Consider the following 16,840-nt stretch of genomic DNA (forward strand, 5'->3'; position numbering starts at 1 on the left):
GGAAGGGATGACTGTAACCCCTATGGAGGTCCGCGAGCGCGCGACGACCTTTATCGAGGCTTATGTCTCGGAATCGAATGCAAGTGGGGTAGTAGTGAATCTCAGTGGCGGGCTCGATTCGACAGTCACTGCAACCCTCACGGTTGAGGCACTCGGGCCCGAGTCTGTGTACGGGCTCGTCCTCCCCAGTAGCAAAATCGATGGAGCGACTGCGCAGGATGCTGAGGAGATCGCCGAGCTGCTGGGAATTCAGTACGACACCGTCCACCTTCAGCCGCTGCTCACCGTGATGAGCGAACTGGCGCCCGAGGAAATCGACCTCCATGGTGACCCGATCGTCCGAGGGAATCTCACTGCGAGACTCCGGATGGCATTTGCCTATCTCGCTGCAAACGCGATGGAACGGCTGGTCGTTGGAACGACCAATCGGAGTGAACTTCTCTTGGGGTATTTTACGAAGTACGGAGACGGTGCAACGGACTTCCTCCCGCTCGGAGAGTATTACAAAACGGAGGTGCGTGCGCTCGCTGAGGAGCTTGACGTTCCAGAATTCATCCATGAAAAGCCGCCGACTGCCGCGTTCTGGCCGGGGCAATCAGACATCAACGAGATTGGTAGCTCTTATGAGTTGATCGATGCGACACTTTTTCTCCGCGTTGAGAAGGACCTCGACTCGGAAGCAATTACTTCAGAACTTGAAGTTGAGACGAATGTGGTTGAACGAATCCTCGAGCATTATCATACAACGAGCCATAAACGAGAGTTTCCGCCTGCCCCTTGATTTAGTCGGCACAAACGACCATTATTTGGTGGCCGCTCTGTCGACGCCGAGCTACTCACAACGCTAGCGAAAACATTGCTCGTGGTTCAGTCAAGAACCCATCCAGTCATTAACGCCCTTCAACGACGACGAGATGAGACGCTGGACGATTATGATATCAACGTGCAAGTTCTCAACCCTGCCGATGCTGATGAAGGCGCGGAGACGAGTGTTGGGCTACTTGTAGGGATTGTTTCTGGCATCTTGGACCGGCCGGTTCGGTCACAAGCTGTCGTGTTGGGAACGATGAGCCTAATGGGCGAACTAGTGGCTGTGAGTTCATTGATCGACAAACTACAGTTGGCGGCAGATTCCGGCGCAAAAACGGTGCTCCTGCCAGCTAAGAACAAGGAGGATTTAGCGAAGATACCAGATGAACTCCTCGACCAGCTACAATTGGTGTTCTATACAGATCCGTTGGACGCTGCCAGTAAAGCGATCGAGCTGGACTAACTACTTTGGAAATACCACCACCGAATGAGCGATTTCTCTTGAATTGGTACTCGTAGTGGAACCAAAGCAAGGTTTTTGAAACAAGATATGCTTAGTCAGGGTGAATCGCACCTGCGATGTGGATTTCGCTATGTCACAACACGAAATCCAGAAGCGGATTCGGCATGGGTATAAATACGCCCCGCTGCCGTCCGTTAAATCTGGTGCGTTCCGAAAAGGAACGAGCCCGACGGGATTTGACGGTTGCAGGCCCTCTAACGTCCGTTCTCGGGCTCTGCAACCAGGCCCGCTCTTCGCCTTCGCGAAGACCGGCCATCCGCGCCATCGGAGTCTGTCCCGAGTCCTACCAGGGACCCACCCAGTGAGGAGCGGGGTATCCCGCATACTCAGTGTTCCTCGATCAGCGGACAGCCTCAGGGCCGGCTCTGTGCATCGTCAATGTCGACGTCAAACCATGTCAACCCACATTGACGAGCTCGACCCGATCGAGCCCAGAGAAGCACTCGAACTGTTCATGGACAAGCGACGGTCGAACAACCGCGCTCCCTCAACGCTGACGTCGAACCGTTCCCACCTTCGCATCTTCATCCAATGGCTGGAAGGACAGGGCCTCACGAACCTGAACGAGCTCACGGGACGGGACGTCTTCCAGTACCGCCAGAAGCGAGAACACGAGGATGGATTAGCCCCAGCCAGTCTCAAGGGCCAGATCTCGACGATACGAATGTTCCTCCAGTTCTGCGAAGAGATCGAGGCGCTCCCCCAGGACTTCCACCGGAAGGTAGATCCAGTGAAGCTCAACGTCGGTGAAGAGATCAGCGACGTCGCCATCGACATTGAGGAGGCAGAGGCAATCCTCGACCACCTCCAGCGATTCGAATACGCCAGCCAGAGACACGTAACGTTCGCACTGCTCTGGCACACCGATATGCGGACCGGAGCTCTCCATAGCCTCGATATCGATGACATCCGGTGGGACGACCGAGCACTTCGTCTCCGCCACCGTCCGGACACTGGAACGACGCTCAAGAACAAGGAGCGTTCGGAGAGAATGGTCGCAGTGGGCTCAGATACCCTCCAGATCGTCGAGGACTGGCTAGCCCACAACAGGCCGGACACCACGGACGAATACGGCAGAGAGCCACTCATCGCCTCCCAACAGGGACGAGCCCACAAGTCGACCATCCGGCAGGTCATCTACAACGTTACCCGCCCCTGCTACTACCAGAACGAGTGCCCTCACGGGAGAGAACCGACGGAGGAGGGGTGTGAGGCAATCCCCTATCACTCAGCAGGGAAGTGTCCAACGAGTGTCGCGCCACATGCAATCCGAAAGGGTTCGTTGACACGGGATCTGGCGAACGATCTCCCTATCGAGACGCTCAGTGAGCGGGCTGACGTGACACCCCGGGTGCTTCGCCAGCACTACGATACGCGTACTGAGAAGACGAAGATGGAGCAGCGACGAGATGTACTCGGTCTCGATTGACCACCCGCCCTAAGAACTCATGACAATATACAGTCAGCGGGCGGTCGATGTGAAGCTCGCCATTAGTGGCGACTACACACTCACGGGCAACAGAGTTCGAGGAGAGAAGAAGCAGCGAGATCGAGTATGGAAGCGCTTCGAAACTGCTGAAGGGGACTACTATTGCTCCATATGTGACGAGCAAATCGCCTGTGGACACCCAGAGAGGTCCTCGAATCTGAAGATTGGCGAATGGCATCACCTCGTCAAGCGCCAGTACTTCCCCGTCCCGAGTGAGATTGACGAGGGGAAGTACTCAGTCCGAGATCGCCGAAGTCAGCACCACATCTCGAATTGCGTCATCCTGTGTAAGAAGTGCCATAGCCAGTTAGAGGGATTAGAGAAGGGCCGACCGCACCTGATGTCCTGGCTCTGTAAGGACCTCACTGGCCTCGAGATCCCCCTCGTATTGCCAGCTGACTCTCAACTCAGAGAAGGCCAGTGGAGAGACTGGGTTAGTCTTCAGCGTGAGATGGAGTACACCCACGAGTACAGATGTTCAGCGTGTGGCCACACTCAACAAGTGAACCGACGCATCACTATAGAACTCGAGGATGGCTCTAGCTTCGAGTATACCGGCAGAGACGTTCGAGCTGTCCACGTCCTCCCACCTTTCTCGGCACCAGAGCTGATCCACCACCCGTTGAACATCGAACTCCTCTGTATCCAGTGTCTGCTCGGACTAAACGGGCAACATCGAGGGAACACGTATCGGAGAGGGTGGATTGATGAGGCACCGAGTGAATGGGCTGAGACATTCAGTCCTCCTCTCAGCGGGATATGTCAACTGAGTGGCTGGAATTCAAGGAGCTAAAATGGGTTCCCCTATTTAGAAGCTCGCTCCAGGCTGTATCTCGTAATTGTACACACGGTTACCATCCATCCCGGGATAAATCGCCTCGAAGTTCCAGCTCCGACCTGCTGCGAGATTATTGATGTTGTCCATTCCACTCTCAAGCTGGCTACCACTACTGTCGAGGAACACCACTTCCACGGAGGCATAACTCATGGGCTTATCGCCAGTGTTCACCGCCTGCCCGACAACGTAGAGATTCCCGTATTGTCCCCGAGCCATCCGATGAGAACGGATTTCAAGTGCTTCCTCCGCAGCACTCCCAGTGCAGCCCGATAACCCCATCACGGTTCCCATCGATGTTGCAGCCGTTGCTTGCTTGATAAATTTGCGTCGGTTCATGGTTCTATATGGATTCGATAGTTCTGGTTGTAGGTTGATTTCGTCGGTCCATTGATGACAGGAATGAGCTCGTTCAACCATCGAACCTCTTCCCACCCCCGGATGACCCACATCACGAATGGGTACTAACTCCAACATCGAATCCCCTATGACAGCCCCTCTTTAGCAGAGATCGCAGCGATGATCTCGGGCAGTCTGTTCGGATTTGAGTCATTAGGAGTCCGACGCCGTATTGTCGCTGTTGTCTACTATCAACCCCACTAGAGTACCGACAATCGAAACAAGTGATAGATTCATCTTCACCCTTTCCTGAGAGGAGTCCCTTCAATCAGTCAATTCTTCTAAGTTGTTTCCGGCGGTACAGCAAGTGGGGTCATGTTGGACGTAGAGGGATGATTATCGCCTACCCATATCCGAGGAGTTGCTGACTAGCCTAAGCATGATCGAAGAGGGGAAGATGACCAGTGGGAGGGGACTCACGAACCGATTCATTCAGGAGATTTAGAGAGTAGACGAGGGTGGGTATTGAACGGTCAACAGTCCATTTCCTTGCCATTGGTAGGGTCTGAATCCGCTTCGTCGGTCCGATAGGTTCCGTCCTCGCTCACGTGATAATACGCCATCTCGTAGTGGTCAACGATGACTTCTCTATCTTCGCTATCTCGGTAAGAGTGGCCCCAAGCAGATTCGACAGTATACGTCCTCCAGTCATCGTTGGCCTCGGTAGAGATAACTTCCGAGTGAGGGTCACCGGATTTTCGCTCTCGAAGGTATGACTCCTCACACTGTTCGATGGTCTCATTGGATACAGTAGGAGGTTCAGACTCTCGCAAATTACAGCCCGATAGCCCTGCGAAACTGAGAATAGTGATAATGATTGTTCTTCTGTTCACAGATTTCAATATAGCAAATTAGTAATAAGATTTCGGTGAATCCCACGTCCCTTCGTCTACCGCTCGATTCGCAGTCCCCATATAACACCTGATCCAGATACATTTCGGTGCAAACAACTAGATCCCCGACACTGACGATAGGGTAGCGCAATCCGATTTCAGACTGAAGCTATCGGTCTTTGAGTCACTCCCCTCATTTCGCTGACGAGTTAGTGCCCCTTGAGGTTAAGTATCATCAATCGCTACCTGATCACAGATCATGGGGAGCGATGAACTCAAGGAGTTCCGTGGGGTCCTGGAGACGGAGGGGTTGCGTGCGACCGAGCTTCTCCGAGAGTATCGAGCGCAAGAGCGGGACGATTCCAACCAACGCTCTCCTAACGAACCCTGACAGCCACACTCATTAGAGCGGGAACAGTGAAGATCAAGTCATCACGCTATCCGAAGATTGGTATCGAGAGTAGCAATAACGAGTTTCGACCAAGCTTGGATGCTGGTTTCAAAGAGCTTCCATGTTTACTGAGTTGACCCGTGGTGTGCAACTTCGTAGCTCCGAAGGTAAGCGCTGGCCACAATGAGTACGAGAGTTAGGAGGAAGAAGGAAGTTGCCACGATGGATGATGCCAGGATAGCGATTGGAGCATCACTTGACTGCTCGATCCCATCCAAGAGATAGTACAGTCCGATAACTGCCGGTATGACAGAAACTCCAGCGAGCCACCGAGCATACGACTCAGCACTCTCCGGGAGTGCATATCCACTGGACATCTCTTCATCGACATCCACCTTCGACATCTTGGACTGACTGGGGCTTGGATCGTCACTCATAGGCTAGATAACCTCGTGATGAGAGATGAGGTGCTCAGTAGGGCAGTCCACAGACTTCGGGCCAGAACAGGTGCTCGAGCATCGCTCAGTGTCAATTAGAGGGTCAATCGATTCACGATTGAACTCATGCCAGTAAACAGATCGAGTCAGTCGAACCCACCATTTGGTTAACTTGTTCATTGATACAATCAGTGGTCGCTTTGACTCAGCTCGCTTAAACGTACCTACGATATCGACTCTTAGTCAAGGAGTCAGTACTGACCAATTGAGATCGGGTTCTCCCTTCGTTTCTATGACAAGGGAGAAGGAGAGAGGGAGGATTGGGTCGAATCAGTGTTAGGGGTAGTATCAAGAGAAGAAGCAGTGAGAACACGGGGGGTCATGCTCCCTAGCCTGATCTGCCCACCCCTATCTTGCGGGTGTTACACTAGATCGAGAGCAAGGGTAGGAGCTGAGCAACTGCAAGGTCTGCATAGACGGGGCATCCCTTCCAGTGTAGATGGTCTCGGTCTCCTTCTCTCCGTATAGATACTACTGTAGTTGTAGATGGGATACCGCCCATTAACTGAAGTGGAGGCAGTAGACCGCCACACAGAGCCTGTGTTGCCCAGAGACGGGAATCGTGGGCACCCGAGAGCCATTACACACAAGGCCAAAAGAACAGCCTCTGGAGGACACCTGGACCCGTTGGGGATAACGATAGGAGGACTCCTTTCACACAGGTTGGGGCACAGCTGGTGGGTCTTAGCATCGTTTCGCCCGAAGCAAAGCAGGAAGAACACGGTGTGGTGGTGAGAGACTACACCAGTCAATGACGGCACCTTGGACTAAGATAGACACTATCGTTGCTCCCCTTGCAACGGAGGGACCAACTCTAGGTGGGATTGGACACCCCCTGGACCGTTGACCACATGGTCCCCAACTCCATCCTTTCCCCGCGGGCCGTACCAACCACGCTCAGTCGAGGGAACTCGATCTCACTGTATTGGAACAGGGCTACCATCTTGACCTCCCTCGTATAGATACTACTGTATTTGTAGACATCAGCGTCGTTGGACCTTCTAGATGCGGTTAATAGAAGAAGAAAGCCGGTGGGTTACTTCCAGACGACGTACTTGCCGACAGTGTACGTGTTGGGGTTCGACGCTATCGCTACCTGAATCGTTCCTTCACCGTAGGACCTTCCATCTCGGTAGCTTACCTGACGCCACTTCGATCGGTGACGCGAGGAGGCTCGGAAGCATCGATCCATTAGACTGGCATCCTCCTGACACCAGAACGCTAGGTGCGAACAGAGCGCTAGATCAGCCTCCGATGCTGAACTGTAGCGATCAGTGCTTCCTGCTGGTGACTCCCAGAGTCGGAGCGCGTCCTTTGCACCCTCCATCCCACCAGCAGCGTACTCCTTGATCGTCCGACGGATAACGGTAGGAGTCAGCGAGAGTGTGGAGGTAGACAGTCGCTCCATGTCTACCTCGTCGCTCGGTTTAGTCTTCTTCCATCCGTGGTGGCCATCCTCATCTCGGGTCGGGAGCACCTCTCGTTGGAAGTCTTCTAGGGTCTTGCCACCGGGAGCGATGTCGGTAGCAGGACCGAGGCGTCCACCGGTGAATACGACGTACTGGTTCGCGTCGTACACTTCTACCGTTCCCGGGCCATCGAGCTGGCCTTTGGTTAAGCGGTCTGGCAGCCTCGCTCCTTTACAGACCACGTGAAGGCCGGTACCCGACCGGCTGACCTCCGTGTAGGTATCAAGGCCGTCTATCAGGCCCTGGACAGTCTCTGAGTACTCGCCCGGGGAGCCGACGTCGTCCAGATCGATGACGACGTATGGATCATCGGGGCGTAGCACGAAGGCCGGGTCCCAGTGGGTACCTGCCGTGACGTTGAATGCTCGCCTGGAGCCGAACTGCTTTTCGGGAGTGTTCCAGCCGGACAGTGGCCTGACCGGCTTCTTCTCGTCCGTGACGATCCATTGCTCTCGCTCGAGGAGCTCGTCTGGGATGGGGTCTGCCCACCCCCACCCGTGTTCTCCTGGCTGTCCGCTCGTTCCCGACATCAGTTCTCCTCCCCTGTCGGAGCGTAGGTCCGGAACAGGTAGGAAGCCAACGCATCCGCGTCGATTCCGATCGACGAACACGTCTCCTTGACGAGAGGCCAGTAGGCGCTCGTAGACAGCTCCTCCTCGGTGTCGACGAGAGAGATGATGGCGAACCCTATGGCTGCGCCCTTCACCCCTCCATGGTGGCGTGAGAACGCCCTGCAGTCCGTCATCACGACGCGAGATACAACGCCCTCACGGACGTGGCGTGGAACCTCGAGTTGCTGCAGTAGAGTGTCGCAGACGAGGTACTTCCCGCGGTGGGCTCGGTTCAGCCGGTGTCCGCGTTCGACTTCATCGAAGGGACACTCGGGCCAGCCGTCGATCCCCTGGTCGATCAACCAGAGGGCATCATACCGCTCTTCTTTGTGCTCCGGAGCGTCCTCCGCGTAGAACGTGGTTCTCGCGGGCACGAACCCGGTGTTAAGATCGGGCCGGACGCCGGTGGCGAACCCTGGTGAAAGGGTGTACGCCCAGCAATCGCGGAAGCAGTCTTGTTGGGAGTGAGATCCATCGCCCGGTCGGGACGAGATGCCTCCGTCTGTGAGTAGGGTGGTGTGGTGGTGGGAGTCAGACGATTCGACTTCATCACCATGTTCATCCTCGTCATCCGGACGGGGATGGCCATGGCGGTAGCGGGCCCAGCGAGTGGACCGAGTTTCGGTTCGAGTAGATTTGGTGCGATTCATGGTGTCGCACGCCACTCTCACCACTCTGGGAGACTACCGTAGTCTCGTTACAGGGGCCACCTTCTGCACCTACTTCGGTGAGGTGCCAGTGACTTCCTGCAGGCGAATGGGTTGTTGAGCGGTTCGTGCGACAGTGACCCTCACTCGACCCGTTCGAAGAGGGGACCCCGGTACACAGGGTGCGTCCGTGAGTCGTTATTCACCGTCGGCGGTGTGTCGACATAAGCATTTCTAATTTGACCGACATGAAGTTGCATGATGTGCAACCTGACCCTGCTTCGGAAGATCGTCAAGTCTTAGCACGCTTGGTAGAGTGCAGTTTGTAGCGTCATTACTCGTCTCAGCTATCATGTGTACGCACGTAGACAAGATGGTTTTCATCCACCACCAATGGGGTTGTTTGCACGGTCGGGTGTTCAGCAGTCTTGCGCACTCTCTTGGTAGAGATCGAGAAGCATGTTGAGTGTATACCAGTGAGGTGTTCGTTCGTTCGGACGGCTAGCTTCGTGGACTTCAATGAAGTGTTCGTACGTCTCTACAGGGATCGCGATCGACTTACGTCCATCTGATGGCATGGTGTATAGGTAGGGTTGGAACGTCTGTCCACCCCGTCTAATCCGTAGTCGAAGCGCGCCCTATAAGCCGACAGACAATACTCACCTCGTCATCGAACTGCCGACAGGGATGCTGAGTACAGACCTCTCGAATTTTCTACACGCCTGCCCCTGGTTGAAGGAACCATCGAAACAGACCTTATAAAAAACGGACATCAAACAACCCCCGTGTTCTCACTGCTTCCCTGGAGAGCCATTGAGCCAAGGAGAGCTAGCCACAGCGATTCGCCCTCGTCCAGGAGCTCTGTATCTCCCAGACATGGACAAGAGATTAGCGAGACCTCCGTCAGGCTTGACTATCCCGGCCCAAGCGGGCGAGCTCATGAGCGCGACCGAGCTCCTCTCGTGATACCCACTCGAAGACGATAGTCTCAAACTCAAGAGCAAGTTTGGTAGCCTCTTGGCGGAGGGCCCGAAGGTAGGTGTCCCTCACGCGATACTCACCGTTCATTTGTCGAATCAGGAGTTCGGAATCGCTCTTCACGGTGAGATGGTCCACCCCTTTGTCACGTGCCAAGCCCAATCCTGCGATGAGGCCTCGATACTCCGCCCGGTTGTTCGTGGCCGGACCAATTGAGTCGCTCTCTGTGTAGGTCTCATCGTTCACCTGGAGTACAACACCGTAGCCCGCTGGGCCGGGGTTTCCGCTACAGGCTCCATCGATCTCGAGCACCGCCTTTGGCTCTTTAGCCATGCTAACACCTTGGAGGCTGACACGGATATATCATATCATACAACTGATAATCGATACCACTTCCTATACCACAACCACCACTATGTGACTAACTGTCAAGGAAGAGTCGATACGCAGGAGTAAGCGATTAAGTAACTACACCGATGAATCAATCATTACTGATAGCGTTCGAACTAAGGAATGAAACGCCACCAACCCAATCACTAAGCTATGATCTATGAAGGAGACAAAGTACGTGTTGATATCCCAGATAGGGATGACCCCGATTTCAATCTCCACCGAGAAAAAGGAACCATAATAGATGTTATAGAAGATGACGCATCTGAATTCACCGGTGATGAACGAGACTCAAAACTATTCCGCGTGGAATTGGAAACGGGTGAGATAGTCGATGTTCGATGGCGTGACTTGCGACCGATCTAACTACGCGTCAGGTGCGATCTCCTCGTACTTCTCCAGTACCAAGTCAAAGTACTCTTCTGTCATCCGTCGAGGGCTACGGACTTGGTGGAAGTCCTCAAGGATGAACTCCGTCTGCTCCCTCGAGAGCTCGTATGCGTGGAAGGACGCTGCATCGATCTCGGCCTGAAGACGTTCCCGCTCACCTGGGGCAGTAGCAGGCTCAATACCCCCGAGTCGAGTGCGCATCTCCTCGAACTCCTCACCGTAGCAGTTCAGTCGAGCAGACCGGTGCGAGATGAAGTCAAACCATTCGTCTCCCTCAGTGAGACGTGGCGCCTGTGATTCAGTCAATTTGTAGTATACTACAGTAGAGTCGACCTTGGTCCTCATCAGGTAGTCGAATGGGAGGCTATTCATCAATCCCAGGGCAACGAATAGTTCCTGGTCGCTGAAAATGCGCTTGTAGACCCCATGCAATGGTGTATCTGTAAGGTCATCCTCTTCGGGTTGGATTTCGTAGGGACGGAATGTTGGTGCTTTGTCGTGACACACCACGCCCTTGGGAAGCACTGTCGTGATCATAGTTCTCTCATCCGTTGAGCGGGCAATGTCTCGAAAGGCAAGGCGGTATTCAGTACAATCGAGGAGGACGTCATCCTCCCCGAGTGGCTCGTCGCGATGGTCCTCCAGCAACTCGTTGACGAACCCGATTTGGGAACCTTGCCCCTCGAAGGCGTTGTACAGTTCGCGTTTCAAGCGACGGAAGTTCTTCTCACGAATCCTCCGTTTAGCGCTGGACTCTGGGTCAGAGTCCTCCTCGACACTCCAGAACTTGGGTTCTTCCAGATCATCAAGGAACGTTGAGTCATACATAAACTGGTAGATGTTACTGCCACCCAACACAGGGTAATCGCCATCTGTCTCACGTTCTACAAACCGATCAGTATCGCTGCCTCGATGGAGTTCTGCATAGGGTTCCAGATACCATTCGTCATCTGAGCGTTCGCCAATCGATGGATGTGCTAAGATCGTGTGGAGTACATCCACTTCTTCCTGCGATTGTATGTAAGGGAAGATGCGGGCCTCGGGGGAGTAGTCTCGAAGTACCCGTCGTGGAATCGTCAACGCGTCTGCATCAAACGAGTCTAAGACCTCCATCCCAACTTGTTGGAAGATACCTCGGAGGTCCTCTGTCCGACCATCATTTTTGAATGCGATTACACCAAAGTTGTACCTCGTGTCAATTTCCGGGAATATCCCCCGGTTCTCGAATGTGACAAGCTTCGTGATTGTTGTCTCATCCAATAGATGTGTCCGCAGATCTTTCGTTGACGCACCATTGAAGATCGCCCCAGGGAGCACCTGAGCGACGTATCCACCGGATTTCGCGAGCTGGAAGATTCGTTCAAGGAAGAGTGCCGAGAGGTCGTTCTCCGTACCTTGGGTGGACCCACCGATTGTAGGGGTCTGCATCGTGTACTCGCTAGACTCATGGAAGTACTCCGATATGATCTCGATTTCATGCTGATACTCCTCCCACTTACCTGCTATCTCGGGATCTTCCAAGAGGTTCTCCTGACGATCTTGTTTCGCCTCGGGAAGGAGAGACCGGAAGTCCTCATCGTAACGGGAGAAAAAGTCGTCCCGTTGAGGTGTAAGGCGGTCCCAGGGAGGGTTACCGATGATGACATCGAAGCCCCCTTCGGCGTAGACCTCTGCGAACTCGAGGACCCAGTGGAACGGAGTGTACTCCTCCAGCTCATCCTCGGTGACATCACCGACGACATCCCGGAAGTCTTGGATGATTTCCTCGTCTAATTCCGCACGGTACGTCTCCAGGAGGTCCTTGGCTCGTTGTCGGTGTTCCTCTGCACGTTCCGGGAATGCGCTGTATTGCTCGTAGAGTTCGATCTCCTCGATCACCTCCTCGTAACGTGAACGAACGGTGTCTTCCGACCAACGCTCGAAAGTGGCTAGGCCGTCCTCGGTCTCCTCGGGGAAACCAACGTAACCGATGAGCGTATTCCCCTGTCGGACGTTGAAGGTGATGTTCGGCAGTGCGATCTCCTCAACGTCCAATTCCTGGAGGTCCTCTTCGCGGAGCTCGGAGATGATAGAGAGCCACAGCCGAAGCTTTCCGATTTCGACCGCTGGCTCCATGATGTCGACGCCGTAGATGTTGTTGGCGACCGTGGTCTTCTTGAGCCGGTGTCGGCTCGGATGCGAGTCCTGCTGGGCGTAGAGCGCCTCACGGACGTTCACTAGCTCTTCCATCACCGAGGTTAGAAAGTGTCCGCTCCCCATCCCAGGGTCGACCACGTAAAACTCGTCGATCTCTGCGAGCAGTCGTGTCAATAGATCGCCTGAGCCCGGTAGCCCGTCGATGAGCTCGTAGAGCGTTTCGTATTGATTGAGTTCAGCTTCTGGCCAGTCGCGCTCCTCTCGGAGCACGTCCTTGAAGCGTTCGGTGAGGGCTGGTCGAACCGTCTCTTCGGCACAGAAGCGCGTGATCTCACTCGGCGTGTAGTAAGCTCCTAGATCGGCGTTCTGGTCGCCAGGATCGGTCGTGAGGTAGTTGATCGTCTTCTCGAAGACACTACCGAGGACGCTCGGATCGATGTCTGTCGGGCCACCATCGGTGGAGAACCGGTAGCGTTCAAGGAGGTCAATGATGGATTCGAGCACACTGTCTCGGACGTCGAAGTCGCGCTCGTCGACCGAGGACGATCCGCCATTGAGCTCGGGTCTGAACAATCCGCCGTTCAGATACGGGATATCTGAGTAGACATCGACGCCGGTCACTTGGGGGTCTCGATCGTCTGGCTTCTCGTTGAAGACCTCGTAGAATAACGGCTCCAAGAACGTCTTGTAGAACGTCTGAGGGTATACGCCATCTTCGTAGGTATCTGTCAGTACGTCTAGAAGGTCAGAGCGGACGATTCGCTTGTCCTCGAGGAACTTGATGAAGAGTAGCCGGTTCATGAGGTCGACGGAGAACAGCCGGACATCGTCTCCGTCTGCATCCTCAGGTGGGATGATGCCTTCACCGATGAGGCTCCTTGCCCGGCGTTCCTCAGCATCCTCTTCGACCCCGAAGACGATCTGGATGTAATCATCGTAGAACGCGTCGGTGATCTCCTCCTGGGTCCGTTTGATGACTTCCCGGGCATCGTCGATAATCGCACGGAAGTTATCGAACTCGAAGGAGCGAGCCAAGGTGGCGATCAATTCCCGGTGATCCTCAGAGACAACTTCCGTTGGCGGGGCTTGTTCGGTGGTCAGGTTCTCGAACAGCCGGAGGAAGACTGGTTGGAGGTCAACCTCCTCAATCACGCTATGGCTGTACGAGTCGGGATCGTATCTGATGAAGATCCATCGGACTCCATCTGTTGCGAACCCGTAATCGCTCTCGAACTCACGTTGGCTCAACCAGCTCTTGACCTGATCGAGACCATGTCCACGATCACGGAGAGGTTTGTTGATTGGTTCGGCTTCGATGAGCAACCGGCTTGAGGCGACGCTGTCGACGTCTCGAAGGGAGACTGCGTAGTCAGCTTGCTCTCCTCGTCCTCCGGAGAATCCTCCAGCCTCGTACCCGTACTCGTCGTAATTGAGCACATCAAGGAGAGGTTCGATTACTCGGGCCTTGGTGGTGGGTTCGGGGTCGAGTTGGTCGCGTGTGAAGTCCGACCGGAGAACGTATCTACCGGGGTCGGACCGGAAGACCTCGTCCAGTGTGTCGTCGTCAATCTGCTCTCGGAGGCGCGTAATGCTCTCGTGAATCGTCTCGATGATCCGGTTCTCGTCCTCGGTGGTTACTTCGGTCTCGAACTCCGAGAAGTCAAACACTGCCTGCGTTCCTGGGGCGGACATCAGTTAGACGTCCGGCGTTCTCCCTTGCAGGTCATTAAGCTACCCCCGGTTTCGGTTGGCCTCGTCATCCCGCGAAGATTGCTCCCTCGATAACACCCCCTCCGTGTTCTCCTTGCGGTGTGCTGGAACTGAGAGTATCAAGAGGAGACTCACTTTGATTCGCACTAAGGATTTATGATGTTACCAGGTACATTGGGAGCAAAGGGTCGGGGGATGACTGATATATCATCGGAGGTCATGGAGAGCCTCTATCGTGAAGAGAAGATCTTAGCGGAGGATGTCTCTTGGGACCACCGCTTCGATGCGAGGTACAGTTTGAATGCCCTGGTACATGCGATAGAGAGCGATGCTGTTCTGACCGTACGAGGAGAGATCTGGGAGAAAGGGTATAGCTTCTCTCTGCACTACAGGAACAACATCATACGGCTTTGGGACTTCAACGACCATCACCAGGGCATCGAAGGTGGCCATAAACATCCGTATACACCAGATGCGGAGTATGGGGAGCCGTATCCAGTAGACGATGTGTCTACTTCCGACGTGAACCAAGCGCTTATTGACTTCCTTGAAGAATGCACAATAAGGCACGAGGACGCTACCATCGACGAAATCAGGGGGATTGAGGACTATGTTTGACTGTACTGACACCATTCGTCCGGCGCTCGAGGACGCACTCGATGCCTTCGAGATCGAGCGTGATGATAACAGTTGTCGAGTCCTCACCCCCTTCCAGCAGCAAAACGGTGACCTCGTGCGACTCTGGATTCAACCGAAAGCTGGTGATCAGCTACTCATTCGAGACTACGGAGAGACCTTCGCTATGCTGGAGCTCTATGGCGTGAATCCAAAGTCCGACGCGAACAAGCCCCGTGTTCGAACCATCAAGAAGCGCTTCAATCTGGTCGATGGATTCGAGGGTGAAATCGCTGCTATCTCTCCCTCAGCTGAGCTAGGGCATCGAATTGTGGATGTGATTCAGGCAGTTCAGGCGGTCTCGTATCTGATATACACTCACCAAACCAAGCAACCGTCTCGGTTTAGAACAACTGTATCCGAGTACTTGGAAGGAGTTGGGTACGACTACAAATCACCCGCTGAAGTCCAGGGTGCTACTGAACCTCGCGAGTTCGATATTGGAATCAATCATCGTGAGCCAATGGTCCTATTGGATACCGTGCATTCGAAGCGTCCGTATCTATTGCGTCAACAGGTTGACCGCGTGAAACTCAATTGGTGGGAGATCCAAGACACGGACTATTCCCACGGTGCGATAATAGACGATGTTGATGGACTATATGAGGACGAGATAGTAGACCAGTTAACGGACTCTCTGGACTATTGTTTCCGCTGGTCTAATAAAGAAGAGATCACCCAGGAGATCCCTGTCAAAGCGTAATCTCTCGGTCCTCCTATCTTCACAGGTTGTGACAGTCGTCTTCTCTTGGGGGCGGAACCAGCCGATGGATGTCGATCCCCGGTAGCTTTTTGACCCTCATCCTCGGAATAGTTATCACGATGCACGGCCGGCAGGGGGTGCGTTTCAAAATGTGGCGCGACTGTAACCAGCGGGCCCCCAGCTGCCAAAAAGGCTGTCAAGGCAACATAGAGCCTTCCCTTGATTACGAAACGAGTAAAATTATGACGAGCCCGACGGGATTTGAACCCGCGACATCTTGGTCCGGAACCAAGCACTCTGTCCACTGAGCTACGGGCTCCTACCAGTTCGTATCCCGGGCGCCGATAAAACGGTTGTGACACGCCGGCGGCAATCCCACCCTTAATCCGGCCCCGCCACATTAGCTCTAGTATGGATTATACGCTCCAGTACTACGATCTCGTCCTCGTGGCGATCATCGGTTCGATCGCTCTCGGCGGCGCCATCGGGGCCCTCACCCCGATCGCGATGCCCTTCGCCATCGTCCTCCTCGGCGCCGTCGCGATCGCCTTCATGGGCCACGCGATGTTCGTCAACGGTCCGGTCGACGACTTCGAGGACCTCACCCAGGAGGTCGACGAGAACCCGATCAACCCCGGGCTACTCGACTAACGGTCCACGAAGCACGCACCGAACGACACCGAGTCGGAATACCGATCTCGCAGCGAGAAAACGACGCGCAGAATTCTATCGACAGTCGATTACGGCGATTCGCCGGTCTCCAGCGTCAGGTCGGACTTCGGATAGGCGACACACGTCAGCGTGTAGCCCTCGTCGAGCTCGGGTTCGCCGAGCATCTGGTTGGTGTGGTGTTCGACGTAGTCCTCGGCGTTGCCGCCGTCGGTGATGTGGCCGGCACACGAGATGCACTGGCCTTCACGACACGCGTAGGGGAGGTCCCAGCCCTCGTCCTCGCCGGCCTCCAGCAGCGTCTCGTTCTCCTGGACCTCGACGGTCTCGCCCTCCTTGACGTACTCGACCTCGAAGACCTCGGCCTCGTCGTCGGGGATCGCCGCCGGACTGTCGTCGCCGGATTCGCCCTCCGCGAGTTCGCCCTCGCCTTCGCCCCCGGCGCCGCCGACGGCGGCGACCGCGCCGCCGCCACCGATCGACCGGTTGCCCGGCTCGGGGAAGTCGGTCTCGGGGACCGTCTCCGCGCGCCGCTCGAGGACGTCCTGGGAGATGTCCTCGCGGGGCGTCCACTCGGAGCCCTTCGAGTAGTGCAGGACGACCGCAGCGAGCGTCAGCAACGCCCCGCCAGCGATTCCCACTGTCGTAGCAGCCATATCGGGTGGTTCGGACAGCCCCCTCAATA

At 55.0% G+C, this 16,840-nt stretch carries 14 protein-coding genes and 1 tRNA gene; 7 read left to right on the plus strand and 8 right to left on the minus strand.

Going from position 1 to position 16,840, the window contains the following annotated elements:
- The first annotated feature begins 22 nt into the window (after positions 1-22).
- The 3 genes from HWV07_RS09155 to HWV07_RS09165 all read left to right on the plus strand — a co-directional run bounded on the left by HWV07_RS09155 (position 23) and on the right by HWV07_RS09165 (position 2,762).
- On the plus strand, positions 23-781 hold the full coding sequence (locus HWV07_RS09155; protein ID WP_246279860.1) for an NAD+ synthase: 759 nt from the start codon (positions 23-25) through the stop codon (positions 779-781).
- 162 nt (positions 782-943) lie between these two features.
- Positions 944-1,273 (plus strand): S16 family serine protease, encoded by a 330-nt coding sequence (locus HWV07_RS09160; RefSeq protein WP_246279861.1) that lies wholly within the window; start codon positions 944-946, stop codon positions 1,271-1,273.
- A gap of 454 nt (positions 1,274-1,727) precedes the next feature.
- Positions 1,728-2,762, plus strand: coding sequence for a tyrosine-type recombinase/integrase (locus HWV07_RS09165; protein WP_178334011.1), 1,035 nt, complete (start codon positions 1,728-1,730; stop codon positions 2,760-2,762).
- An 868-nt stretch (positions 2,763-3,630) separates the two neighbouring features.
- Here HWV07_RS09165 and HWV07_RS09170 read toward each other — a convergent pair.
- The 5 genes from HWV07_RS09170 to HWV07_RS09190 form a co-directional block, all read right to left on the minus strand.
- Positions 3,631-3,996, minus strand: a complete 366-nt coding sequence (locus HWV07_RS09170) for an FxLYD domain-containing protein (RefSeq protein ID WP_178334012.1) — start codon at positions 3,994-3,996, stop codon at positions 3,631-3,633.
- A 1,409-nt stretch (positions 3,997-5,405) separates the two neighbouring features.
- Positions 5,406-5,717 (minus strand): hypothetical protein, encoded by a 312-nt coding sequence (locus HWV07_RS09175; protein ID WP_178334013.1) that lies wholly within the window; start codon positions 5,715-5,717, stop codon positions 5,406-5,408.
- A gap of 1,096 nt (positions 5,718-6,813) precedes the next feature.
- Positions 6,814-7,776 carry a phage NrS-1 polymerase family protein gene (locus HWV07_RS09180; RefSeq protein ID WP_178334014.1) on the minus strand — a complete coding sequence of 321 codons (963 nt, stop codon included), beginning with the start codon at positions 7,774-7,776 and terminating at the stop codon, positions 6,814-6,816.
- Positions 7,776-8,231 carry a hypothetical protein gene (locus HWV07_RS09185; RefSeq protein ID WP_178334015.1) on the minus strand — a complete coding sequence of 152 codons (456 nt, stop codon included), beginning with the start codon at positions 8,229-8,231 and terminating at the stop codon, positions 7,776-7,778. Before HWV07_RS09185 ends, HWV07_RS09180 begins: the two co-directional genes overlap by 1 nt.
- Before the next feature lie 1,176 nt (positions 8,232-9,407).
- The gene (locus HWV07_RS09190) at positions 9,408-9,815 is read right to left on the minus strand and encodes a ribonuclease HI family protein (RefSeq protein ID WP_178334016.1); all 408 of its coding nucleotides are present in this window, start codon (positions 9,813-9,815) and stop codon (positions 9,408-9,410) included.
- A 210-nt stretch (positions 9,816-10,025) separates the two neighbouring features.
- Here HWV07_RS09190 and HWV07_RS20105 point away from each other — a divergent pair, with 210 nt between their 5' ends.
- Entirely contained in the window at positions 10,026-10,238 is a 213-nt protein-coding gene (locus HWV07_RS20105) for a DUF8139 family protein (protein WP_425487797.1), read from the plus strand.
- Here the strand turns inward: HWV07_RS20105 and HWV07_RS09195 are convergent, their stop codons facing one another.
- Positions 10,239-14,090, minus strand: coding sequence for an Eco57I restriction-modification methylase domain-containing protein (locus HWV07_RS09195; protein ID WP_178334017.1), 3,852 nt, complete (start codon positions 14,088-14,090; stop codon positions 10,239-10,241).
- 213 nt (positions 14,091-14,303) lie between these two features.
- Between HWV07_RS09195 and HWV07_RS09200 the strand changes: the two genes are divergently transcribed.
- Both HWV07_RS09200 and HWV07_RS09205 read left to right on the plus strand, forming a co-directional pair.
- Positions 14,304-14,726: a toxin-antitoxin system TumE family protein gene (locus HWV07_RS09200; protein ID WP_178334018.1), complete on the plus strand. Its 423-nt coding sequence runs from the start codon at positions 14,304-14,306 to the stop codon at positions 14,724-14,726.
- Positions 14,719-15,486 (plus strand): DUF1828 domain-containing protein, encoded by a 768-nt coding sequence (locus tag HWV07_RS09205; RefSeq protein ID WP_178334019.1) that lies wholly within the window; start codon positions 14,719-14,721, stop codon positions 15,484-15,486. Before HWV07_RS09200 ends, HWV07_RS09205 begins: the two co-directional genes overlap by 8 nt.
- Positions 15,487-15,732: 246 nt before the next feature.
- Here the strand turns inward: HWV07_RS09205 and HWV07_RS09210 are convergent.
- A tRNA-Arg gene (locus tag HWV07_RS09210) sits at positions 15,733-15,805 on the minus strand.
- Between the two features lie 92 nt (positions 15,806-15,897).
- Between HWV07_RS09210 and HWV07_RS09215 the strand changes: the two genes are divergently transcribed.
- Positions 15,898-16,137, plus strand: coding sequence for a DUF8015 family protein (locus HWV07_RS09215; RefSeq protein ID WP_178334020.1), 240 nt, complete (start codon positions 15,898-15,900; stop codon positions 16,135-16,137).
- A gap of 89 nt (positions 16,138-16,226) precedes the next feature.
- Here the strand turns inward: HWV07_RS09215 and HWV07_RS09220 are convergent, their stop codons facing one another.
- On the minus strand, positions 16,227-16,811 hold the full coding sequence (locus HWV07_RS09220; RefSeq protein WP_178334021.1) for a 2Fe-2S iron-sulfur cluster-binding protein: 585 nt from the start codon (positions 16,809-16,811) through the stop codon (positions 16,227-16,229).
- Positions 16,812-16,840 lie beyond the last annotated feature (29 nt).

The sequence above is a fragment of the Natronomonas salina genome, from assembly GCF_013391105.1.
In the GTDB taxonomy this organism is placed as follows: Archaea; Halobacteriota; Halobacteria; order Halobacteriales; family Haloarculaceae; genus Natronomonas; species Natronomonas salina.